Annotated in this window: 19 protein-coding genes and 1 pseudogene; 11 read left to right on the top strand and 9 right to left on the bottom strand. The window is 55.5% G+C overall.

The genetic code is table 11. The annotated features are described in order from the left end of the window. The 3 genes from ACWR1S_RS12820 to ACWR1S_RS12810 all read left to right on the top strand — a co-directional run bounded on the left by ACWR1S_RS12820 (position 1) and on the right by ACWR1S_RS12810 (position 2,594). Entirely contained in the window at positions 1-1,137 is a 1,137-nt protein-coding gene (locus ACWR1S_RS12820) for a beta family protein (RefSeq protein WP_454563750.1), read from the top strand. Positions 1,138-1,376: 239 nt separating this feature from the next. Further along, on the top strand, positions 1,377-2,210 hold the full coding sequence (locus tag ACWR1S_RS12815) for a pPIWI-associating nuclease domain-containing protein (RefSeq protein ID WP_454563749.1): 834 nt from the start codon (positions 1,377-1,379) through the stop codon (positions 2,208-2,210). Between the two features lie 132 nt (positions 2,211-2,342). Then, positions 2,343-2,594 (top strand): hypothetical protein, encoded by a 252-nt coding sequence (locus tag ACWR1S_RS12810; RefSeq protein WP_400702326.1) that lies wholly within the window; start codon positions 2,343-2,345, stop codon positions 2,592-2,594. 55 nt (positions 2,595-2,649) lie between these two features. Here ACWR1S_RS12810 and ACWR1S_RS12805 read toward each other — a convergent pair whose 3' ends face one another. Continuing rightward, positions 2,650-3,906: a hypothetical protein gene (locus ACWR1S_RS12805; RefSeq protein ID WP_454563748.1), complete on the bottom strand. Its 1,257-nt coding sequence runs from the start codon at positions 3,904-3,906 to the stop codon at positions 2,650-2,652. 555 nt (positions 3,907-4,461) lie between these two features. On the opposite strand from ACWR1S_RS12805, the gene ACWR1S_RS12800 reads away from it, so the two are divergent. Beyond that, positions 4,462-4,845, top strand: coding sequence for a nucleotide pyrophosphohydrolase (locus ACWR1S_RS12800; protein ID WP_257118490.1), 384 nt, complete (start codon positions 4,462-4,464; stop codon positions 4,843-4,845). A 24-nt stretch (positions 4,846-4,869) separates the two neighbouring features. After that, on the top strand, positions 4,870-6,738 hold the full coding sequence (locus ACWR1S_RS12795; protein ID WP_257118489.1) for a DUF2075 domain-containing protein: 1,869 nt from the start codon (positions 4,870-4,872) through the stop codon (positions 6,736-6,738). Positions 6,739-7,088: 350 nt separating this feature from the next. Here the strand turns inward: ACWR1S_RS12795 and ACWR1S_RS12790 are convergent, their stop codons facing one another. Then, entirely contained in the window at positions 7,089-8,129 is a 1,041-nt protein-coding gene (locus tag ACWR1S_RS12790; RefSeq protein ID WP_454563787.1) for an EamA family transporter, read from the bottom strand. Between the two features lie 274 nt (positions 8,130-8,403). On the opposite strand from ACWR1S_RS12790, the gene ACWR1S_RS12785 reads away from it, so the two are divergent. From ACWR1S_RS12785 to ACWR1S_RS12770, 4 genes are all read left to right on the top strand, one after another. After that, positions 8,404-9,810 carry a DUF2252 domain-containing protein gene (locus tag ACWR1S_RS12785; protein ID WP_454563747.1) on the top strand — a complete coding sequence of 469 codons (1,407 nt, stop codon included), beginning with the start codon at positions 8,404-8,406 and terminating at the stop codon, positions 9,808-9,810. Positions 9,811-9,986: 176 nt separating this feature from the next. After that, on the top strand, positions 9,987-10,358 hold the full coding sequence (locus tag ACWR1S_RS12780) for a DUF6124 family protein (RefSeq protein ID WP_454563746.1): 372 nt from the start codon (positions 9,987-9,989) through the stop codon (positions 10,356-10,358). Positions 10,359-10,618: 260 nt separating this feature from the next. Next, the gene (gene rimJ / locus ACWR1S_RS12775; RefSeq protein WP_454563745.1) at positions 10,619-11,206 is read left to right on the top strand and encodes a ribosomal protein S5-alanine N-acetyltransferase; all 588 of its coding nucleotides are present in this window, start codon (positions 10,619-10,621) and stop codon (positions 11,204-11,206) included. Positions 11,207-11,236: 30 nt separating this feature from the next. Next, entirely contained in the window at positions 11,237-12,715 is a 1,479-nt protein-coding gene (locus ACWR1S_RS12770; RefSeq protein ID WP_454563744.1) for an ArnT family glycosyltransferase, read from the top strand. 66 nt (positions 12,716-12,781) lie between these two features. Here the strand turns inward: ACWR1S_RS12770 and ACWR1S_RS12765 are convergent, their stop codons facing one another. After that, positions 12,782-13,603 (bottom strand): phosphatase PAP2 family protein, encoded by an 822-nt coding sequence (locus ACWR1S_RS12765; protein WP_454563743.1) that lies wholly within the window; start codon positions 13,601-13,603, stop codon positions 12,782-12,784. Then, positions 13,600-14,271, bottom strand: a complete 672-nt coding sequence (gene pmrG, locus ACWR1S_RS12760; RefSeq protein WP_454563742.1) for a lipopolysaccharide core heptose(II)-phosphate phosphatase PmrG — start codon at positions 14,269-14,271, stop codon at positions 13,600-13,602. Before pmrG ends, ACWR1S_RS12765 begins: the two co-directional genes overlap by 4 nt. Positions 14,272-14,524: 253 nt before the next feature. Between pmrG and ACWR1S_RS12755 the strand changes: the two are divergent. Together ACWR1S_RS12755 and ACWR1S_RS12750 are read left to right on the top strand one after the other, a co-directional pair. Next, positions 14,525-15,586, top strand: a pseudogene (locus tag ACWR1S_RS12755) (methyl-accepting chemotaxis protein); the annotation flags it as partial. Beyond that, positions 15,581-16,444 carry a methyl-accepting chemotaxis protein gene (locus ACWR1S_RS12750; protein ID WP_454563786.1) on the top strand — a complete coding sequence of 288 codons (864 nt, stop codon included), beginning with the start codon at positions 15,581-15,583 and terminating at the stop codon, positions 16,442-16,444. The pseudogene ACWR1S_RS12755 and the gene ACWR1S_RS12750, both read left to right, overlap by 6 nt. A gap of 146 nt (positions 16,445-16,590) precedes the next feature. Here ACWR1S_RS12750 and ACWR1S_RS12745 read toward each other — a convergent pair whose 3' ends face one another. From ACWR1S_RS12745 to ACWR1S_RS12725, 5 genes are all read right to left on the bottom strand, one after another. Beyond that, on the bottom strand, positions 16,591-17,064 hold the full coding sequence (locus tag ACWR1S_RS12745; protein WP_100846304.1) for a helix-turn-helix domain-containing protein: 474 nt from the start codon (positions 17,062-17,064) through the stop codon (positions 16,591-16,593). A gap of 53 nt (positions 17,065-17,117) precedes the next feature. Further along, a complete protein-coding gene (locus ACWR1S_RS12740) occupies positions 17,118-17,471 on the bottom strand; it encodes a type II toxin-antitoxin system HigB family toxin (RefSeq protein WP_454563741.1) in 354 nt (117 codons plus the stop codon). A gap of 156 nt (positions 17,472-17,627) precedes the next feature. Continuing rightward, positions 17,628-19,001 (bottom strand): DUF1329 domain-containing protein, encoded by a 1,374-nt coding sequence (locus tag ACWR1S_RS12735; RefSeq protein WP_454563740.1) that lies wholly within the window; start codon positions 18,999-19,001, stop codon positions 17,628-17,630. Positions 19,002-19,149: 148 nt separating this feature from the next. Then, positions 19,150-21,108 (bottom strand): DUF1302 domain-containing protein, encoded by a 1,959-nt coding sequence (locus ACWR1S_RS12730; protein WP_454563739.1) that lies wholly within the window; start codon positions 21,106-21,108, stop codon positions 19,150-19,152. 47 nt (positions 21,109-21,155) lie between these two features. After that, positions 21,156-22,445 carry a phospholipase gene (locus ACWR1S_RS12725; protein WP_454563738.1) on the bottom strand — a complete coding sequence of 430 codons (1,290 nt, stop codon included), beginning with the start codon at positions 22,443-22,445 and terminating at the stop codon, positions 21,156-21,158. Between the last annotated feature and the right edge of the window lies 1 nt (position 22,446).

Genomic DNA, 22,446 nt, shown 5'->3' with positions numbered 1-22,446 from the left:
ATGATCCCAACGTACGTTCCGCTTCTAAAGGCACTAAAGAGCGAGTTTCTAGCTGTCGCAGAGATGGCAAGAGATGATGCGCGAAAAACACTTCCTCTTTTTGAGATTTCCCGAATAGGGAAAAATATTCTTGAGGCGAAGCGATTTGAAGGCTGCACAGAAATCAAAACAGCGTACTTGAACGAGGTCATGTCAGGAATCGCTAGTGTTTGGGCCGGTAGGATTGCCATGGTAGACGCTTATCATTGGGCAGCAGATGCCACAATCGAGAATGGCGAACATGTTATTCCTTATATTTATTCGACGCTTAACACCCTTGGAGTTGAGGTTGTTCCCGTGATTGGATATGACCGCTGGGAAGACGAGTCCTATAGCTTAGCACTCCGGTCATTTGACGTCCCTCATGATAGCAACTATTGCTTGAGACTAGACAGTACGGCCATCGAGGACTCGGCCGAGCCCGATTTCTTCCAAGAAAATATCGAGACTATTCTCGATGATCTTCGCTTGGACGCTGGCCGCTGTTCAGTATTGATCGACTTCGGGGATGTCACAAACACTTCTGTCGAAGTCTTGACCGCCAAGGCCACCGATATCGTAGACCAACTCAAGAGCTTTGGTTTCAAATATTTTATAACGTCTGGGTGCTCGCTTCCAAAAACGATCGATGCAGCCGTCAAAAAAGTTGACTCTGTTGGCTTCGTCCTGCGGCGTGAAATGCAGCTCTGGCAAACCCTCAGACAAAGTGCTCCAGCGACTCCAATAATTTATGGAGATTATGGCGTACGGGGCCCAAATACTAACGAGGGCGTAAGAAGCAAGCATACTAATGGAAAGATTCGCTACACAATCGACAAGCAGTTCTTCGTAGTCCGCGGACACTCCATGAGCCTTCCAGGTAAAGGAGAACAAATGTATACGCTTGCCGAAACTTTGGTAAATTCATCCCACTACATGGGGGAGCCGTTTAGCTGGGGTGATAAGCGTGTCGCTGACTGTAGTCGGAAGAAGATTAAAGGGGGTGCCCCACAATGGATAACTATCGACACCAGCCACCACTTAGCATATGTGGTTTCTGAAGTAGAAGAATTCGAGCGTAGCGCGGTTATGGCAGCCACTAAACGGGCACTCAATTAGTGATCAGCTGCTATGTGAGCATAGCCCCTTGATAAAAAAGGGGCATTCCATACGGGTGCCCCCTTCAAACACGCTACAAACAACCTCTACCCAGAGCAGGCCTGCCGGCGCTTAACTCAGAAAGGCAAGATGAGCTTGGCCCGCCGCAACCGTTCCGCCCGCTACTTCAGGAACGGTCCACGTACAGGTCAAGCAAGCAAGTCGTGATGCCGCACGAAGCTAGAATTCAAAGGACAACCATGAAACTCAAAAAACTGTTAACGCTAGATTTCATCCAAGAATTTGAGTCGTTGTTAGAAACAAACTTTGAGAAAAAGCTCTTCGTCGCCAGCTTAAGAAACTACGCGGCTCATGGAAATCCCTTAAGATTTCACAACTTTGCTTTTTCGATGCGCGAGCTTGTACTGCATGTCATCCAGCGAAAAGCCCCGCCGCAAAAAGTCAAAAATGCTACCTGGTACGTTCGCGAGAGCGACAATCATGAAGTCACCCGCCGCCAACAACTCAAATACTGCGCTCAATCGAATTTATCGGACGCATACCTTGGAAAGGAGGTAATTGATCACCTAAACGAGTGCATAAAAGAGTTTTTGAGCGAGTTTCACTTCTTCAATAAATACACCCACATTACAGAAAAACACTTCGATGTATCTTCAGAAAAATTCTTTTTGGGTGTAAGGGACATAATACGCATATCGCGAGACTCTTTAAATGGACTTCAAGATCTTGAGAGGCTCGTTATCGAGTGCCTAGAGAAGAAAGTCAACAATGCAGTAGTCTCAACGGCAGTCAGCGCAATACCTGAGAGCTTATCCCAACTTGCTAATCACGTGTACATCGAGTACACACAAGTGGAAGAGATTGCGTGTTTAGGGATTGATGATGAGTTTATTCATATAGAGGCCAGCGGCGAGGTTCATGTAACTCAGGAGTACGGTCCCAAACATGACCTCTGCGAGATAAACGAAAGCTATCCATTCATTTTATGTATGAAATCACGTGTAAGCGATCCGGAAAAATTCGTCATCCTTTCCGAGGAATTGGATGTAGACACCTCCTCTTGGTATGAATGAAATCTGCCACACTCACTCCAGCTTCTTGGAGCTCTACCTTAGGGGGTTACAAGAGTGAGAGCCCCCCCTATTGATAAGACCGATGAACAAACGTAAACTTTCTACCTGAAAAATCAACGAAAGGATGAAGCAATGAAAGAAACTTACTACGTTCGTACCCAGTACGATGGTAAGGATTACAGATCCGTACAAGAAATATACTACTACGACGAAGACGGTGAGGAGCAAGTAGACTGGAACATCACTAACATCTGCTTGAACATTAGCACTTGCGCAGACCAAGGTAGCGATACTTGGAGCTATATAAAATACAAAGTAAAGGAACACCTCGACAGCAATGGCATTCCTTACGATGACGTTGAGTGCGGCCTTGATTTTGAATAAACTTAGCAAATCCAAGAGGAGGTAGCTCGTATTTAGCGTCCTTTGCCAGTAGCAGCTAGTAAAAACTTTCTTTATAGGGATAGCGCTGCGCAAACATCTGTAATAATAGCTCCCACCTTTCCGACTCATTACTTGCCAGCCGTCTAATTTGATCTGGCTTAAATCTCCCCAAAACCATTTGCAGCTCCATGACTGTGAACTCGTGTACAACACCACTCATTTTAATTGAGCCCACTATAGACTCCAGGTTAAAATCACCAACCTTGAGACCTAAAAGGATACTCTTTACCGGTTCCCGCTCCATCGAGAACTCTGCGCCCTCTGGTACATCCACATACTCTCGGAATTTCAATGTCTCTGACGGTATCTCTCGCTTATCAGCCATCTGTCCAACTTGGGAGATATTGTAAAACTCGTTAATTGCCGATGCGCTTTTTTTATCAATTTTATAGTTTCGCAGCGAGTAAGAGGAAAAGCGTGTAGATGTCGCTGGAGGATGCATAACCACTGATGGCATGTGAATCTGAAGTAAGCACTCAATGATATCCGGACGACCTGAAAAAACCGGGAGTGCTAATACTTTTTTTCCAATCATTTTCAGCTTATCTTGAATTATATCTCTCGCATGGTCCGTGGTCATCGCCATAGTCAATCCATTATGTGAAAAACCTAATTTGGTGACATCAGCTGCAATAATTCCGTATGTACGCCGCCCCTCATACTTTTTTGGCATTCGACAAGTTATTTGCTCCTTAGCCTTCATTAAATTGTCCTTAAGATTTCTAATTCCTGCTATCCTTTTGCATTCGACAAAAAACGAGTGCTTATCAGTTATGGCAATAATGTCAGTCTCGGTACTGAGGTCAACAATGCATCCAGATTGACAAAAATAGCTTGCCATTCTTAGTTCAAACTGAGTGTCTCTAGACTCGGTATTTTTATCCAGCGCGGCAAAATCGCTACCGCTAACTATTTTTTCAACCTTTGCTTCAATACCTTTCGGAGCATGTTTTTCTAGTCCTCGGAGAATCCACATGAGCTCATGAGCCTCCCTCAGCAAATAAAGCTGCCAGTCAATGGAGCTTTGAAATCTACTATCATTCACATTTTTAAATATCTTCTTCTCATCAATTGTTTTCCCGTGTGCCAAATCCTCAAAATACTGTGCGTATCGCGAAATCCTTGTGTTGTGGGTCTTAACACCAAGTCTCTCAGCAAACTCTTCAAATTTGCGTAAATCGCCCGCATGGTCTTTAAAGCTTATTGCTGGCAACGTATGGTTAGGCAGCTTATACGAACGTTCCTCTTCCATTTTCCCTCTCCTCCTTTCAGTAATATTTTACCGTACTGAGTTTCTCTATCTCGGTGGCCTCAACCTCCAGAGCTACTTCAGCATTAATGCACATCGATGTTCCTGGAAAATCGGAGCATAGCGGACGATATGCCTCATTTTTCAAACGTACCAGCAGATCCGTTGGTTCAGTGCCTGCTTTGGATTCGCCTGTCGTCACGGCAGCTTTGTCGGATTCCTGCCAGTTTTCTATGGTGGGGATGCTCGACAAAATTCGACATCAGGAGGTTTACCAACAAACGAACAGGGTGAAGAAAAGGATGCCGGTCGGTGGGCATGACGGTCGCCGTGGCCAACTGAGCTACGCCCGCCGACGGGCACTGGGAGACCTGTTTGTAGCCGGCCCACTTCGCCACGCTCAAAGGATATAGCGAGCGCTGGCAAGCAATTCGGCCTGCAGACAGTGAGTGAGAGAAAAAACACAAAAAAACCTGCGCAAACAGCGAAAACTCTTACAATCCAAGGCCGGATTTCTTACACATTTTTTGCCCCCACTGATACCCAAGAGATAGCCCCGTGAGTGACTCAGACAGCTCATCCGCGCCACTGGTTGACGTAGTGAAGCTTGCCGCATCCCTTCAGCGTTTCGCAGATGATCGCGACTGGCAGCAGTTCCACTCCCCCAAAAATCTCATCCTGGCTCTCACTGGCGAGGTAGGAGAGCTGTGCGAGATTTTCCAATGGATGAGCGATGCCGATTCGCTCTCCGCCGCAACAAATCCCGAAATCGGCCAAGCCGTCGAGGACGAATTGGCGGACGTACTGATGTACCTGGTTCGCCTGAGCAGCGTACTCGGCATTGACCTCAACGAAGCGGTGACACGGAAACTTGCCTCGAACGGCCAGAAATATCCCGTGGATAAAGCCAGAAGCAACAGCAAAAAGTACGACCGACTCTGACCAACCCGAATCTAAGGACAACCCGTGATCGTTTACGCTGCGACCAAACAGCAATTTCTTAAAGACAACGATAACGATGACATTGAGGAGGTGATCCTCAGGCATTACAAGGAAGCTACCGGCAAGAACGTTGGCACATCGGAAATCAGGTCGTGGCAAGGATCCCTAACGTACATGGCCAAGGTCCTTAGAGATGAGGGCCTGCCGAGCGACGCAGGCCTGGCCATCGAACTGCACATTCCGCAGTCGTCGAAGCGAATCGATTTTCTACTCACCGGTCGCGATGAAAACCAGGCAAAAAAAGCCGTATTGATCGAATTGAAACAATGGAGCAAGGCCAACGCTACAACCAAGGATGCCATCGTCAAAACGGCCATGGGTGGCGGCCTCGTTGAAACCATTCACCCGTCCTATCAGGTATGGTCATACGCAGCGCTGCTGGAAGGCTTCAACGAGGCCGTGTATGACAAAAGCATCGAGATCCGTCCGTGTGCCTACCTCCATAACTACGTCAGCGACGGCGTCATAGATTCAGCTCACTACGAGCCCCACATCAGCAAGGCTCCGCTGTTTCTGAAAGGCCCGGAAGAGCTCAGTAAACTCAGAAGCTTTCTGAAAAAGCATATAAGTCATGGCGACAACAAAGAGGTTCTTTACGAGCTGTCCGAAGGAAAAATTCGCCCGTCCAAGGCGCTAGCCGAAGCCCTCGGTGGGTTGATGAAAGGCAAACCCGAGTTCGTATTGATTGACGATCAGAAAGCAATTTTTGAGTCGGCGCTGGCGGCGGCAAGCGAGGCCTCTGACCAAGCCCCCAAGGTGATGATCATTGAAGGTGGACCGGGCACCGGGAAGACCGTTCTGGCTATCAATCTGCTGGTGAGGCTCACCGAATTGAAGCTGATGAGCAAATACGTCTCCAAGAACGCAGCCCCGCGCAAGGTCTACGAGAGCAAACTGGTTGGCACCATCAAGCGCAGCCATTTCTCGAATTTCTTTTCAGGCTCCGGGGCATTCATCGACACTGAGCCCAACACATTCGATGCGCTTATCGTGGACGAAGCTCACCGGCTAAATGAGAAAAGCGGGCTTTATGGAAACCTTGGGGAAAACCAGATCAAGGAGCTGATTGATTCAGCGAAATGCTCAATTTTCTTCATTGATGAAGACCAGCGTGTAACCTTGAGCGATATCGGCAGCAAGCAGGCGATTCGCGCCTTTGCAAAAGCCAAGGGTGCTGTGGTTGAAGAACACGTGCTTTCTTCGCAGTTTCGCTGCAGTGGTTCTGACGGTTACCTGGCATGGCTGGATGACACGCTAGGCATTCGCTCGACGGCAAATCCGACGCTTGAGACTCAAGAGTACGAGTTTAAGGTGTTCGACTCACCTCAGGCGATGCATGAAGCAATCAACGAGAAAAACCACGGAAACAAAGCTCGTGTGGTCGCGGGCTATTGCTGGCCTTGGCTGAGCAAGAAAGACTCCACCACTGCTGATATCGTCATTGGTGACTACAAACGCCAATGGAACCTGGATCAGGATGGCAGCCTATGGATCATCGCGGAGAACTCCATTGAGCAGGTTGGCTGTATTCATACCTGCCAAGGTTTGGAAGTCGACTACATCGGGGTGATCATCGGGCCAGACCTAATCGTACGTGACGGCAAGGTAGTGACATCCCCGGACGAGCGCGACAAGCACGATAAATCGATTCGCGGCTGGAAAAAAATGATGAAAGAGCAACCTACCCTGGCGAAAAAAGAAACAGACCTGATCATCAAAAATACATACCGAACTCTGATGACACGTGGGATGAAGGGTTGCTACCTGTACTGCACCGACAAAGAGACTGCGCAGTACTTCGAGAGTCGGCTTAGCCAACACAGCAATCATTGACGGTATCGTTTGCTAGGAATCCCTGTACCTGCGAGTGGGGACATCGTACGCGCAGGGGCAACAATCAACAGCGCGACCATTTGCTTGATAGACTCGATCCCGATTCGTTTTTTGGGCGGAGCTCAAAAAGCACCGTCCATCGGAATCCAGACCACGCAGCGTTCCAACTGGTATTCCAGGCAAGTTGTCCAATAATTTATTAATCAGAAAAAACAGATAGATACCGACTTGTTTCAAATTACCCCGGCCCACCAGCTATCAACGACAAAGCCCGCCCAGTGCGGGCTTTGTCGCATCTCGCCATCCCATCCAGCCCCTACCGCCAAAAACCAATCCCTACCCCACACACCTCAATGCTCATGCCGATGATGCACATCCGGAAAATGCGCATGCCGATGCCGCATCGGCGTATGCACATGCGGATGGCTGTGCGGCTCCGTTCCATCCCATTCAAACCCGTGCGTATGCTGGTGATGCTCATCGTGTATGTGGCGATGATCATGCTCGAGCCGTTCGTGCTGATGCTCATGAATATGGTTCTCCATCAGATGAATCCATACCCCCACGGCCATTAACGCGGCAGCGAGCAGGAACATCAGCGATACCGACTCGCCCAGCAGCAGAATCGAGATAGCTGCGCCTAAAAAAGGCGCGGTGGAAAAGTATGCGCCGGTGCGTGCACTGCCCAGCCCGCGCAGGGCGAGGACGAACATCACCAGGCTGACGCCGTAACCGAGAAACCCGACCAGCAGGATGGGCACCAGCGAGGCGGCTGCGGGCAGTTGTTTGCCGATGAGGAAGGCCAGGCCGCAGTTGACCACCCCTGCCACAAGACCTTTGCTGCCTGCGATAAACAGGGCATCCGAGGCAGAGACCTTACGCGTCAGGTTGTTGTCGATGGCCCAGCAAAAGCAGGCGAAGGCGACGGCCAGCGGGCCTGTCCAGTCCTGCGCTGACACGGCCTCTTGCGGCCAGGACAACACGACACCGCCGGCCACGATGGCGAGCATGCCGATCACGATTCGCCGATCGGCATTTTCCTTGAACACTAGCCACGCCAGCAGCGCCGTGAGCACTGATTCCAGATTGAGCATCAGTGACGCGCTCGCGCCGGAGGTTCTGGTCAAACCGAACATCAATGCCACTGGCGCCAGCACGCCGCCGAAGCCGATGGCTCCGACCAGCCACGGCCATTCACCGGCTCCGAGTCCGGAACGCTGCCAACCTCGATCGCGGGCAAAGCGCAGGACGGTCAAACCCAGACCGCTGCCCAGATAGAGCAACCCAGCCAATAAAATCGGTGAAATCTGTACCCCCAACAGCTTGGCGAGTGGCGTACTGGCGCCAAACAACGCTGCTGCAACCAACGCGTAAAGCACGCTCACATTCATGAAGGGATCACTCGCTCGGGCCGATGAAATATTGGCAACGATCATGGCAAAACTCAGGTGAGAATTATGTGAACCGCTCCCTGAAGAATCCCCTCTCCTTCAAGCACACACGCCCCTCCAGCAACATTTGATCCGCGCAATCCAGGGCGCTGGGGCGACACAGCCTCTATGTTGCGAACATCGAGATGGGGATTGTCACCGGACTCAAGCCAGCGGATAAACCCCAAAAGCGCTTCTACACTCACAGCGCCCCTTCCGCCGGACCGAGCCCCCAATGACCGCACTCAAAGATCGCATGCAACAAGGCAAAGACGCGCGCAAGAAGTGCCCGCGCAGCGCTCAGGCATCCACCGGCAAAATGAACCGTGACCCGATTCCGTTGATCAAGGCCTCCAGCCAGGGCCGCGTCGCGTCTCTGGTCGAACTGCGTTACGGCCGCATGCTGGTGTCGCCGTTCACGTTCTTTCGCGGCAATGCCTTGTTGCAGGCGCACGATTTGTCGGGCACGGCGAACATGGGCCTGAACTTGCCCATCTGCGGTGACTGCCATCTGATGAATTTCGGAGGGTTCGCCACGCCGGAGCGCAATCTGCTGTTCAGCGTCAACGATTTCGACGAAGCACATCCCGGACCGTGGGAGTGGGATCTCAAGCGTCTCGCGGCGAGTTTCGTGGTGGCTGCCCGCGATTTGCGCCACGGCGAGTCGGTCGAGGAACAGGTGTGCCGTGAAATGGTCGGCGCCTATCAGACGACGCTGCTGGAATGCGCCGAACAGAGTTCGCTGGAAAACTGGTACGAATCCATCAGTTACAACGATCTGCTTGCGCAGGCGCGCAAAAGTACCCTCGAACATGTGGAGCGCGCCATCGAAAAGGCTGAGCGGCGCACCCACGCCGAGCTGCTGCCAAAAATCAGTGAGCGCGATGCCAGTGGCCGTCTGATTATTCGCGATGACCTGCCGGAAATTTTCCACCTGCACAAAAACACCACGCTGCTGGACGCCGACGATGACTGGCTGCGGTTGTCGGACTGGCGCCCTCTCTACGACGCGTTCATGCGTGATTATCGAAACACGCTGCAACCTGACCGTCGCGAGTTGCTCTCACGGTTTCACGCCCAGGACCTGGCCTTCAAAGTGGTCGGCGTCGGCAGTGTCGGTACGCGCTGCCTGGTGGCGCTGTTGACCGACGATCAGGAATTTCCGTTGTTCCTGCAGTTCAAGGAAGCGCGACGTTCGGTGCTCGCCGATTACGTCAAAGTCAAATCGCGGACACGCCACGAAGGCCAACGCGTGGTCGAGGGGCAGCGGTTGATGCAGGCCGCCAGCGATCTGTTTCTCGGCTGGACCACCGGCCCCAGCGGTCGGCACTTCTATGTGCGGCAACTGCGCGACATGAAAATCTCCGCTGAGCTTGAGACCTTCGACGCCGAAACCTTCGCCGCCTATGGACGCGTTTGCGGCCGAGCCCTCGCCCGGGCACATGCCAAGGCATCCGGCCTCGCGGCGCAAATCAGCGGTTACATCGGCAAAGGCGATGCGCTGGCCGATGCGCTGCTGAAGTACGCGCAAAGTTACACCGCACAAAACGAACGCGACTTCGAACGTTTCCAGATGGCTTGTCGCAAGGGCCGTTTGCGCGCCCGATCAGAGGCTGATTTTGCCGCTGACCACATGCCTTGAGTGGGGCCGGCTCCTCCTTCCCACACCGAACGTCCTAGGAAAATTCCTGCAACACGCGTCGACTTTGGTGAACTGGTGGACGGTTCCTCAGGACGTTACCCTCCACGACCACTGCCATCCAACGGACGGTTTGGCAGCCGCAATTGCAGTGAATGTTCACTCCACGGAGCTACGTCATGAAAAAGACCCCACAACTTTCGCTGGTTGGCTCGGCACCTTCCGATGCGCCGGCGACCAGCCTGCAACAGCAATCGAACATCAGCGCACGCAGCGAGGCAACGAAGCGGCGGCGTAGCGTTCCTCTCAATCAACTCATCAGGGTGCGCGACGATGTCGACACACTGACCCTGCTCACCCACGCCAGCGAGATCCTCGACTCCCTCGTCGCCATCAGCGCAAACCTTGCCGATGAGTTCGACGGCTCCAAACGCCATGTGGCGGTGGCAATGAAGCAATTGAGCGCACTGGCCGAGATCCTGGTCTGCCGGGCGCGGGACAATCTTGACCCACAGGGACCGCAAACCTGCGGGCCTGAAACTCGCCATTGACGGGTGAAACCTGTACGAGTCGCCCCGTCGCTCAGGTGAGCATCGGCCAACGCCGAGCCGCCCATCGAGATGAATTTTTCTTCACTGCAGCTGCGCGGCCAAGCCTTGTACAGTCCGCTCGCTCATTCAAGAAACTACGGTTCGCCCGCGCTCCTGCGGGCTTTTTTTTGCCTGAAACAAAGTCCCTTCTTTGCCACGACTTGCCGTAACCGGGGTGATTGCGCGACTCTGCCAGCAGATCCCACAAGCCGGAGCGCCCGATGCCGCTGTTGACCCTGCCCTGCCAACGCCTGACGCTCGCAATACTCGCTCCAGAGCAGGCCGAGCTCGAAAGCGAGTTCTACCGACGTAACCTGCGCCACCTCGCGCCATGGTCACCCATCCGCACCACTGAATATTTTTCCACCGAGCAGATTCGCCGACGCCTTGAAATACAGGCCAGCGCATTCGAGGCCGGGCTGGCCATGCATTTCGCGCTACTGACCCCGGACGGCCAGCAGATGATCGGCGCGTGCAACTTCAGCGGCATCATTCGTGGTGCCTTTCAGGCGTGTTATCTGGGTTATCACATCGACGAGGCCCAACAGGGTCAGGGCTTGATGCAGGAAGCGCTGGAGGCTGGTATCGCTTACATGTTCGAGACCCAGAATCTGCACCGGATCATGGCCAACTACATTCCGGGGAACGAACGCAGTGCGCGCTTGCTGGAGCGCCTGGGCTTCGAACGTGAGGGTTACGCCAAGGCGTATCTGAACATTGCCGGGCGCTGGCAGGATCACGTGCTGACGGCGCTGGTCAATTCAAGGTTCGAGACACCGGAAAAGCGCTGGTCGAAACCTTTGGCGTGAGTTTCACAATTCGTTAAGGATTGCCGTCGTATGCTCAGGCCTCCCGCCCCTTCCGGTTTCCTGAACCCTATGTCGCGTGCCGTCACTTCGCTGTTTCTGCTTGCTGCCCTGCTGTTTTTCTTCGCGCTGGGCAACCATCAATTGCAAGGCTCCACCGAGGCCCGCGTGGCCGGCATCGCCATGGAGATGCATCTGGACGACGATTGGGTCACGCCTCGTCTGTTCGGCGAACCGTTTCTGGAAAAACCACCGTTGAGCCTATGGCTGGATGCTGGCGCCATGCGCGTGTTCGGTGTTTCACCGTGGGCCGTGCGGCTGGCGTCGGCGGTGGCTGGTTTGCTCAGCGTGATGCTGCTGTACGGCATGTTGCGCCGCTTTGAACGGCCGAAAATGATTGCCTGGACGGCGGGCATTCTGCTCGCGACCATGGCCAGTTACTGGAGCAATGTGCGCGGTGTCGGGGAGGATGCATTACTCGCCCTCGGCGTGACCACGGCGCTGCTGGCGTTTTTCCAGGCGCAACGGGCCGCGACCGTGGGCAACTCGCTGTTGTTTGTCGTCGGAATTGCCATCGCCACGTTGAGCAAGGGTGTGCTGGGGCTGGCGATGCCGGGGGTAGTGATTTTTGCCTATCTGCTGACCGACAACCTTATGGACAGGCGCCTGAAAATCACGGATTGGCTGCGGCCGGGCTTACTGACCCTGGTCGGTTTGATTCCGCTGCTGATCTGGCTCGTCATCCTCTTCCAGCACGGCGGTGCGCAGGCCGTCAAAGAGGTGCTGCTGACCAACAGTGTCGGGCGCTTCAGCGGATCCTTCGTCGAGGCCGGGCACTATGAACCGTTCTATTACTACCTCGCCAAACTGCCGGAAGCTTTCCTGCCGTGGAACATTCTGGTGTACCTGGGGCTCTGGCATTTCCGCAAACAATTGAAGGCCAACCGCTACTTGCTGTTTTTCAGCCTGTGGATCGTGGCGCAGTTCATCATGCTGACGTTGGCATCGAGCAAACGCACGGTGTATCTGATGTCGATGACACCGGCCGCCGCGGTGATCGCAGCGGAGTATGCGGGCGTGTTGTTCGAACGATTGAAGCAGTGCGAATCCGCCAATCGATTCGTAGGCCGTATCGCCCGTCACCGTCAGACATTGGCAGTAACTGTGCTCACGCTGGTGATCGGCAGTTATCTCGCCGCCGCGCAATGGGCACTGCCCCACGCCGACAAAAAGCTTTCGTTCCTGCCATTGAGTGCAGAAATTCAGACGCTGCAAACTGCCGGGCATCAAGTCGCACTGTTTCAGGCCAATGAGCGGGTCGGTGGCGCGACGGTCTTCTATACCCAGCAAGTACTCAAAGGGCTGGATACCGAGGCGCAGTTGCGAGACTTCCTCACGGCCTCGCCCTCGCATGTCGTGGTGATGGCCGGCGACAGCGAACCCGCGCCCCCCCTGAAAGTGCTCAAAACCATGATGGTCGGGCGTCAGGCGTATTACTTCGTCGGCTATTGAGGCCTGCGCAGCTGCATAAAAAAACCCGCCGGTGATTGGCGGGTTTTTCATTTCATCCGAACGGGTTCAGAGAGAAACCTCTGGCTGAGCACTGAACGCTTTCTGTGTGCGCTTGCTCAGCACCGGTAGATCCAGCCGCGCCCGTCCGTAGAAGGCCAACGCCGTCAGTAAACACGCCAGCCAGACGAAGATTCCGGCCCAGAAGGTGTGGGACATGTAGTGCCAGCCTTGCAGGACACGAGTAGTGCCGTAAATGAAACCCAGCAGCAGCGAGCCCCACAGGATTGCACTGGAAAAACGCCATTGATAGCGCCGCGCCACGAAATACAGCGCCAGCATGGTGAAGCCGCCGGAGGCGTGACCACCCGGCCAGCAACGGCCACTGCCGGCTTCATGGAACAGTTGAAAGTTGCTGTACCACTCAATGTGGGCCATTTTTCCGCCGTACAGCGTGGTCTCGATCGGGCAGTAAACGCTGGTGTGGGATTTGAGGAAGTGAATCACCCCGGTGCAGACCGCAAACGCGACCACCACAAACAGAAAATCCCTACGGTGATCAGCGGCAAATCGCAGCACTGGCGCGACTTTGCTGCGCTCCAGCATTGCGCCAAGTCGCGGACGTTTCTGCGGATTGACCAACGGCCAGACCACCGACAGCAGCGCGCCGATCAGAGCGATTTCCGCCGTCCAGTTCGGAATGATCCGCGCCCATTTATGCGTAAGCTTTTCAAAGAAGTGGATTTTGTCGAGAGGGAAGGACTGCGTCAGCGGATCGAACAACAGGTTGCTGAAGGCGATGTCGATTTTGGTCATGTCGAACATCAGGAACACCAGTGCCGCACAGGCGAGCGGAATACCAAAATTGTAAGCGTAGAAACGGGATTTCATCGGGTGGTCACCGTGCGCCAGTCGGAGGCTTCAATAAAGCCGAGCATCTTGGGAGCCGCCGGGCTGGCAGCGGAAACAAACAATGACGAGCCATAACCCATGTCCGAAGTCGGTACTTTGAGGTCTTTCTCGATTTGCGCCATGCATTCGCTGTGGGTCACCAGTACCAGATTGCGACCGGGAACCTTGTGGGCCAACGCGTCCTGCAACATGCGGCCCCGGCAGTTGATCAACCAGTCGTCACCGCTGGCGGCATGGTTGAACATGTAACCGGCGGTCTGCACCGTGCGCATCGACGGGCTGTTGTAGATGTCAGCGTTGTTCAGGCCCAGTTGTTCGAACCGGGCACCAACCGCCACCGCGACACTGCGCGAACGATCGGTAATACCGTCATTGCCACTCAGGCAGGCAGCTTTGGAGTGATCGCAGCGCTCGACATGACGCACCAGCACGATCATCTCGCCCTTGGCCCAACCTGTCGCCAACGCTTGCGCACCGGCGACATTGCCGTGGGCCAGATCCGGCACCGCCGCCGGCGCCAGCAACCACAGGGTCAGGGGGATCACCAGTATCGATGCTGCCAACACCACCCAAGTGTTGCGAAAACGCGCCAAAAAGCTCAGATCGATCGAGCGTTTGACGCCGAACAGACTCAGTCTCAATTCCACAAAAACCGCCTCGCCACTGTGCATCACGGGTTCATTCGATGCGGCGAAGGTACAGAGGCGCGCGTGGGCAGCCAGTGAAACCCATGTGAAAAAAGTCTTGGGATCCGATGTTACAAATTCCGTAGGACAAAATCCTTTCAGCTCTGGGAAATGCGGCCGATACAAACCTGCTAACACCCTTGCTGGCTCAAAAAAACAACAATCTTCCAGCCTAACCGACGACAAGAAACCCAACGTTTCTGGAGGATTTTTGATGAATAGCTGGTTCGGCAACATCAGCGTGAACATGAAACTGGGCCTGGGCTTCGGCCTCGTGCTGGCCCTGACCTGCGTGCTGGCCCTGACAGGCTGGACCAGCCTCGGTGGCCTGATCGACCGCAGCAACTGGATGAGCGACATCACCCAGCTCAACGCCGGTCTGACCAAACTGCGCGTAGTACGTCTGCAATACATGCTGACCAATGGCGATGAAACTGCCGCACAGAATGTGCAAACCACCCTTGAAAGCTTCGCCGCGCAACAACAGAAGCTGATCAATAGCTTCAAGAGCCCGGAAAACGTCAAACTGCTCAAGGAGCAGGCCGCGACCATCGCTGAATACCAGACGTCGCTGAACAAAATGCGCAACGCCTATCGCACCGGCAACAGCGCCCGCGACAGCATGAGCGTGAGTGCCGAGACCGCGTACAACCAGATCGAATCGATCAGCAAACGCGTGCAACAGATGGACATGAGCGAACAGCGCTTCGAACAGTTCCAGGCGATCACCGCCGCCAAGGAAGCGTTCATCCTCGCGCGCTACGAAGTTCGCGGTTACACCGCCACCACCAACGCCGAAACCGAACAGAAAGCCGTCGGCCAACTGGATGTCGCAATCGCCAGCCTCAAGCAACTGAACGTGCATTTCGCCGATTCTCAGCAAGACGCCCTGCGTCAGCTGGAAACCGCATTGATCAATTACCGCAGCGCATTGATGGCCTATAAAAACGCCAACACCGACGCGGTGCAGGCGCGGAAAGAAATGACTGATCAGGGCGCCGCCATCGTTACCACGAGCGAGCAGCTGTATCAGATCCAGCTCGACCGTCGCGACATCGAAAGTGCCCAGGCGCGCACCTTCCAGTTGATCAGCACCCTGCTGGCATTGCTGGTAGGCGTGATTGCTGCGGTGATCATCACCCGTCAGATCACTCGTCCGCTGCAAGAAACCCTGGCCGTGGTCGAGCGCATTGCCAGCGGCGACCTGACCCAGAACGTCACCGTCACCCGCCGTGACGAACTTGGCGTACTGCAACAAGGCATCGCCCGCATGGGTGTGACCCTGCGTGACTTGATCAGCGGCATCCGCGACGGCGTCACCCAGATCGCCAGCGCCGCTGAAGAACTGTCCGCCGTGACCGAGCAGACCAGCGCCGGTGTGAACAGCCAGAAAGTCGAGACCGATCAGGTCGCCACCGCGATGCATGAGATGACCGCCACCGTGCAGGAAGTTGCGCGCAACGCCGAAGAAGCCTCGCAAGCTGCTGCGGCCGCTGACGGTGAAGCCCGTGAAGGCGACAAAGTGGTCAACGAAGCCATCGCCCAGATCGAACGTCTGGCAAGCGAAGTGGTGCGTTCGACCGAAGCGATGAGCGTGCTGCAACAGGAAAGCGACAAGATCGGCAGCGTCATGGACGTGATCAAGGCAGTAGCCGAACAGACCAACCTGCTGGCGCTCAACGCTGCGATCGAAGCCGCCCGTGCCGGTGATGCCGGTCGTGGGTTTGCCGTGGTTGCCGATGAAGTGCGTGGCCTGGCCCAGCGTACGCAGAAATCCACCGAAGAAATCGAAGGCCTGGTCGCCGGTCTGCAGAACGGTACCCAGCAGGTTTCGGCGGTGATGAGCAACAGCCGCGCCCTGACCGACAGCAGCGTAGCGCTGACGCGCAAGGCTGGCGCATCACTGGAAAACATCACCCGCACGGTGTCGAACATCCAGTCGATGAACCAGCAGATCGCCGCCGCTGCCGAACAGCAGAGCGCCGTGGCCGAAGAGATCAGCCGCAGCATCATCAACGTACGCGATGTGTCTGAACAGACCGCAGCGGCGAGTGATGAGACGGCTGCGTCGAGTGTAGAACTGGCGCGTTTGGGTGGTCAGTTGCAGCAGATGGTCAGCCACTTCCGCGTTTGATTCTGATTTCGCGCTGAAGCTACAACCGCATCGCGAGCAGGCGAAGGCCTACAGGTAACGCGTCGATCACAGATTATGTGGGCGACGCCAATCCCCTGTAGGAGTGAGCCTGCTCGCGATTGCGTTAGACCTTTCACGGCATCCCGTCAAACCACACCGTGCATAAAAAACTCAACCGGCACTTTAAAGAACTCGGCGAATCCCTTTATCTGGGCAACGGTCATTTTTCGCTTGTTATTCAATATCTCTGAAACAGCACTCTGAGTTGCGATCTCAGACAAGTCCTTCTGTTTGACACCTCTTTCCGACAGCAGAAACGCCAGCGCTTCAGATTGGGACGAATAAGCAATCAACACCGTTTCATTCTCGTACTCATAAACCCGATCAGCCACAAACTCCGCAAATCGTGCCGCAGCATGATCCTCGGTGCTTGCGTGGGAATAAAGCTCATCAATCAGGGCCATTCGCACTTGCAGATCGTCATCATTTTTTATCGGATCATGGCAGGCAGACAACAACTTGGACAAAGTCGCTAGCTGATCGCCCAGTCCCTCAAGCATGGGTGAAATATCGGCTATGAAGGAATCCAGTCCTGTTGCTTCGACTTTATTACGCTTCATTGAGATCACCTGTATTTTCGTTAAACATAAATAGCGTATTTCATTCTGGCCAACTACTTGACATCACCCTTCCACCATTTGTCATATCCGGCATGGGGAAGAATGTCCTTGATAAAGATAGTGCCAGTCTTCGTGTTGATCCACGTAATGACACGGCACTCGTTTTTCTTGATATCAAAAACGTAAATATCAAGCGGGCCTTTCTTGCTCGTCAGCCTCAGCTTCGAGTGAGGGATACGATCGACGTTCCAACCAGAGGCGCTGGCCCAGTCTTGACGAAGCTTCTCAAACGACTCGAAGCGCAGCGATGCTCTGTCGAAGATGGTTAGCCACAAGGTGAGAGGATCTCTCCACTGGCCATGAGTCTCAATGGCCCGCGCAACCGCCGCTTTTGTGATCACTCTCATACAATTATCGGTTCTGGTATCCCTACATGCAGCCAAATTATCTCAAATACAGATATCTGTAAAGCAGATATTTTTAGCTCTACAGAACAAACCCGAAGCCAAATGCATCAGTGGCTTCGGGCTCTTTCTGTCAGTGGTGGACTTAGACTTCAGTCATCACCGCGTCCCACGCTGCCGCAACGCCGACGGCATAAAATACGCATCCTCCGGCACCGGCTGCGCGAAATCCACCGTCTCCGCTTCTTCGTTATCAAGGTTCTGCACGTAGTAACGGCGCGCCTGCAAATCGTGGAAAACATCCAGCGCACTCCACGTCGTCGGCAGGTCGTAGAAGTTTTTCAGGTAGGCCATCGACACGCGCCACAACTCCCCTCGCCCGTCGTATTGATCGACCAGTGCCGCGCCCCAGCTGTCTTCATCGAGAAACAGCACACGCTTGGAATAGATATGCCGCGAGCCCGGTTTCAAGTTGCCTTCCACCACCCAGACCCGGTGCAGTTCATAGCGGGTGTATTGCGGGTTGAGGTGACCCGGGGTGAGCAATTGCGCGTACTTCACCTCGGGGCTGCCGACTTTGTAGTTGTTGTAGGGGATGTAGATTTCCTGTTTGCCCTTGAGCTTCCACTCGTAGCGATCGGGCGAGCCGTTGAACAGGTCGGTGTCGTCGGCGGTGCGCAGTCCATCGGAGGAGGCGATCGGCGTGTCGTAGGCGAGGTTCGGCGCGCGACGCACGCGGCGTTGGCCGGCGTCGTAGATCCAGGCCTGGCGTGCGTCCTTGAGTTGATCGAGGGTTTCGTGCACCAGTGCGGCACCGCCGGCCAATCGTGCGGGGCTTTTCACGAAGGCGAGGTAGTAGAACAGGATGTTTTTCAGGTCGGCGAACTGGCCGTTCGGGCGGTAATAGTTGAACAGCGCTTCCTGCTGCGAGGTCACCAGCGCGAAGCTGCCGTTGCGCTGGACCGGCGCTTCGGAGGCGCGGCGCACGACGTAGATGCCGCGATAGCGGGTGATGTGGTTCCACAGCACTTCGATGCCGTCCTTGGGTACCGGGAACGGCACGCCGCCGTAGGCATCGGAGAAGCCGCTGCCGCCTTCGAGCAATTTGGCCGAGGTGGCGTTTTTCAGGGTGTTGTCGTATAGCCATTGCGGCGCTGAGCCGGATCGCCGGGATGGGTAGATCGGCATCTGGAAGGTGTCGGGGTAGCTGTTGAACAGGGCGATCTGACCGGGACTGAGGTGCGTTTTGTACTGGTCGAGATTGGCTTTGGTGATGGTGAACAGCGGTTTGTCCGCCGCGTAGGGATCGGGGTGGTGCTGGCCGGGTTTGTAACCGGCCGGGGCTTGAGTGATGCCGCCAGTCCACGCAGGGATGGTGCCGGCGGCGTTGCCCGCGCGCTCGGCGCCCATGGGGGTCAGGGTGGTTTTCAGTTGTTCGGCTTGTTGTGGGGTGATGGCGGCGAAAGCGCTACTGGCCGCCAGCCCCATGACGAGCGCCAGCGTGGTCTTGGTCAATCGTGAAGTGTGAACCATGATCTTCTCCAAATACAAAAACCTGTGGGAGCGAGCTTGCTCGCGAAAGCGGTGTATCAGGCGATACCTGTGCTGAATGTGCAGGCCTCTTCGCGAGCAAGCTCGCTCCCACAGGGGGATGATGTGTTGCAGACATCTCGTATGAAACTCACAGGAAATACTTGAGGTTGAACCCGACGTTGTCGCGGTCGCGGATGCCGTTGTTTTGCCCGCCGCCGTAGAACTCGGTGTATTGCAGTTCGGCTTCGAGCTTGTTCTGGTAGTTGGCCTTGATCCCCAGGGTGTAGGCCTTGCGACCTTCGATGGTGTTGCCGGCCTGATAGCTGTTGCCCTCGAAATCGTCCTTGTAAACGATGTATGGCGAGACGTTGACCCCGGCGTACACGTCGTTCCAGGTGCCGTTGAGCATCGCCGTGTAGCTGTAGGAATTGCGGTTGACCTGATCGTCGCGATCACCGCCAGACACATAGGAATAGTTACCGGTGCCGGCGTAATAACGACGGCTACCGTCATACGCGGTGTATTGCAGACTGCTGCCGCGCAGGTGCTCGGAGGCCAGTTCGAAGATGCCGAACAGTGAGTCGAACGAAGCCGTAGGGCCGAAGTTGTAGATGGTGCCCAGCGAGGTATTGAACGCTTCGACACGTTCGGCGTTGTTGATCTCGCTGTTGAGGTTGACCATCTGCCCGCCGACGTTGATCGACCTGCCGGTCACCGCTGCCGCTGCGCCGTTGGCCAGATCACCAATCAAATCGTTGGTGGCCGCGACACCGATTGGCAGATTCGGCCGATAAGCAATCTCACCGAACACCGATGCCTCGCCCAGTGTGGTGTTGAAGCTGAAACCGTACATGCGGATGTCTTCGGCATAACGCCGATGCGCCTGGATATTGCCCATCACATCAGCGGTGGCCAGACCATTGGCCAGCGCCCCGGCCTGACTGCCGGCAACACCCGACAACAAGTTAGTCAGGGCATCCATGTCGATGCCTTTGTAGCCGCCCAGGTCCGCCGCGATGGTCGGCTCCTTGGCGTGGTAATTGACCATGTACAACCCGAACTCGGTGCTGTTGAGCTGCTCGGCGATGTAGCGAAAGGCAAAACCAAACTGGCCATCGTTGCGTGCGTTGTAGTCCTTGCCGACGCTCGCCACTTTCAGTGTGTTGCCGTAGGCCGGCGTCACGCCATTGGCGTACAGCCCGGTACTTTGCAGGGCGGAGTTGAGCAACGGGTTGTTGCCCAGCGCGCTGTACAAACCGATGACGTTGCCAAACCCCGGCACCGGCGTGTCGAGCGCCGTGCCGCTGAAGTTGTTGTAACCGGTGTTGCCACCGTCGGCGAACAGGTCGGTTTGCGAGTAGAAGGTGCCGACCGGATCGATGCGGGTTTCCTTCCAGTTGGTCTGGTAGAAACTCTCCAGGGTCAGCGAGTCGGTGAGGCCGATGTTGAAGCTCAGCGCCTCGACCGGCACCAGCACTTCCTTCACTTCGGCGCCGGGCAAACGGTACTTGGCGGCGTCCACCGGGTTGGTGGTGTTGATCCCGCCGCGATAGAAAATCCCCTCGCCCCAGTTGAACACTTGTCGACCGACGCGCGCGGTCACCGGCATCTGCGCGACGTCCCAACTGCCGTGCACATAGGCGTCGAGCATCTCGATGCGGCTGCCGGCAATGTCGCGGGTCTGGCGGGTGAAATGGTCGTCCTGCGGGTAACTCTGGCTCGGTTGCGAGGGGCTGTTGTTGCCGTAGTAGTCGTTGCGCTTGTCCATCAGTTGCGTGTCGTAGAACGCGGTGCCGCGCACAAACACACCGTAGTTCTGATAGTTGGCTTCAAGCTCGGAGGTGATCTTGTACACCTCGGAAACCAGCCCGGTGTCGAAGGCGCGATTGCCGTCGTTGGTGTTGACGTCATCGTTGCTCTTGTCGCGGCCCTGCACCCGCCACAAACGGCCGTAAGACAAGGTCGTGTCGACAGAGCCAGTGACTTGTTTGTCCATGAAGTTGAATTCCACCGCGTGCGCCGCATCGACTGCGCACAGTTGCAGCAGCCCGGCCAGGCCGACACCGGGGAGCGCCGCGCCCGTCAGGCGCAATCGAGAGTTGATCATGTGTTCCTCCTTCCCTGTTTTTTATTGTTGTGGTGTACGTTGCCGCGCTACGGCGCCAATCCCGCGCTGACGTAAATCCGGCTGTGCGCGCCGAAATGCCCCAGCAGCTTGAACAACTGCTGGTTGAGTGCCGGGTGGTCGAAATCTTCGCTATGAAGTTGATTGCCGCTGCTGAAATCACTGCTGACGGGCGCCGTTTCCAGCCACTGGCCGATGGCTTCGTCGAAGGTTGCGGAATCGTTGACCGCTTCGGCGCTGACCACTTCGCGCAGGTAGTCGACCGAGTACGGCGGGTAACTTGTGTCCTGAGCCACATCGGCGTAAGCCGCGAGCATCGGATGCGGTTGACCGGCGCGCAGCAAGCGGCGCAGCCAGGTCGACTGGTACTTCTCCACTTCCATATGTCGAGTGGCGACGCGTTCGATCGAGGCTTGTTTGTCGGCGGCGAAACCGGCCAGCGCCTTGCCTTCCAGTAGCAGAAGACTGGCCAAGTCGACGCCCGGCAATGGCTTGGCGTGATACGGCTGAGTCAGGTCTTGAATGTGGTGCAGGCCCCAGCCAAGAAAGCGATAACCCCAATACGGATGACCGCTGGCAAACGCCAGTCGCGCCAGCCCCATGTACTGATACGCGCGCCAGTCCGGCCAACTGAGTTCGAGGAAACCGGCAGCGGCATACACCACCGCGCTTTCATGGAAGAAGCCCATGTGGAACGGCGCCTGCGAGCTGTACTGGAACCGCGCATCACCGAACGGTTGCGGGCCGAAACCGTAGATCGCGCCGACGTTGCCGGGGTTGTCGCTGAACAGATTGATGTCGTGGCCGTAATCCGGTTCGTCGGCGGCACTGGCGAGTATGGCCAGCGGGGCAACTTTCTCGTGATTGGCAATGACGATGAAACGCTGACGATTCCACGGTGACAGGGTTTGCTCGACCATGACCTGATTGGCCTGCAAATGCTCCCGCTCGGGCAGGTCTTTACCCGGCAAGGGCTGGATGACCATCGCCAGGTGAATCTCGGGATTGATGCGTAACGCTGTGAGGAAATCGTGGCGCAGATTGTCGCTTGGCACTGCGGGCAATTTCAGGGTATCGGGGCGTGCCGGGTACTGGGCGAAGTGCGCGCGGGCGAAGCTTTCCTGTTGCTCCAACAGCGCCAGCACGGCAGGGTATTGCTCGGTGAGAAACTGCTCCAGTGGCTCGACTTCCACCGCTGGCGCATCGCGCAACGCCGGCAGATCCTGCAACGCCAGATAGCTGCCGACCGTGTGGTTCGACCAGCCCCAAGCACTCGGGGCGGTTGCACAAAACCGCAACAGGAGGAAGGTCCGCTTCAAT

The sequence above is a fragment of the Pseudomonas sp. AIG genome, from assembly GCF_977020205.1.
This window is presented reverse-complemented; position numbering and strand designations above follow the sequence as displayed.

Coding starts and splice junctions, on each gene's coding strand:
- ACWR1S_RS12820 (WP_454563750.1), top strand. CDS start 1: ATGATCCCAACGTACGTTCCGCTTCTAAAGGCACTAAAGAGCGAGTTT.
- ACWR1S_RS12815 (WP_454563749.1), top strand. CDS start 1,377: ATGAAACTCAAAAAACTGTTAACGCTAGATTTCATCCAAGAATTTGAG.
- ACWR1S_RS12810 (WP_400702326.1), top strand. CDS start 2,343: ATGAAAGAAACTTACTACGTTCGTACCCAGTACGATGGTAAGGATTAC.
- ACWR1S_RS12805 (WP_454563748.1), bottom strand. CDS start 3,906: ATGGAAGAGGAACGTTCGTATAAGCTGCCTAACCATACGTTGCCAGCA.
- ACWR1S_RS12790 (WP_454563787.1), bottom strand. CDS start 8,129: ATGAATGTGAGCGTGCTTTACGCGTTGGTTGCAGCAGCGTTGTTTGGC.
- ACWR1S_RS12785 (WP_454563747.1), top strand. CDS start 8,404: ATGACCGCACTCAAAGATCGCATGCAACAAGGCAAAGACGCGCGCAAG.
- ACWR1S_RS12780 (WP_454563746.1), top strand. CDS start 9,987: ATGAAAAAGACCCCACAACTTTCGCTGGTTGGCTCGGCACCTTCCGAT.
- rimJ (WP_454563745.1), top strand. CDS start 10,619: ATGCCGCTGTTGACCCTGCCCTGCCAACGCCTGACGCTCGCAATACTC.
- ACWR1S_RS12770 (WP_454563744.1), top strand. CDS start 11,237: ATGCTCAGGCCTCCCGCCCCTTCCGGTTTCCTGAACCCTATGTCGCGT.
- ACWR1S_RS12765 (WP_454563743.1), bottom strand. CDS start 13,603: ATGAAATCCCGTTTCTACGCTTACAATTTTGGTATTCCGCTCGCCTGT.
- ACWR1S_RS12750 (WP_454563786.1), top strand. CDS start 15,581: ATGGGTGTGACCCTGCGTGACTTGATCAGCGGCATCCGCGACGGCGTC.
- ACWR1S_RS12745 (WP_100846304.1), bottom strand. CDS start 17,064: ATGAAGCGTAATAAAGTCGAAGCAACAGGACTGGATTCCTTCATAGCC.
- ACWR1S_RS12740 (WP_454563741.1), bottom strand. CDS start 17,471: ATGAGAGTGATCACAAAAGCGGCGGTTGCGCGGGCCATTGAGACTCAT.
- ACWR1S_RS12735 (WP_454563740.1), bottom strand. CDS start 19,001: ATGGTTCACACTTCACGATTGACCAAGACCACGCTGGCGCTCGTCATG.
- ACWR1S_RS12730 (WP_454563739.1), bottom strand. CDS start 21,108: ATGATCAACTCTCGATTGCGCCTGACGGGCGCGGCGCTCCCCGGTGTC.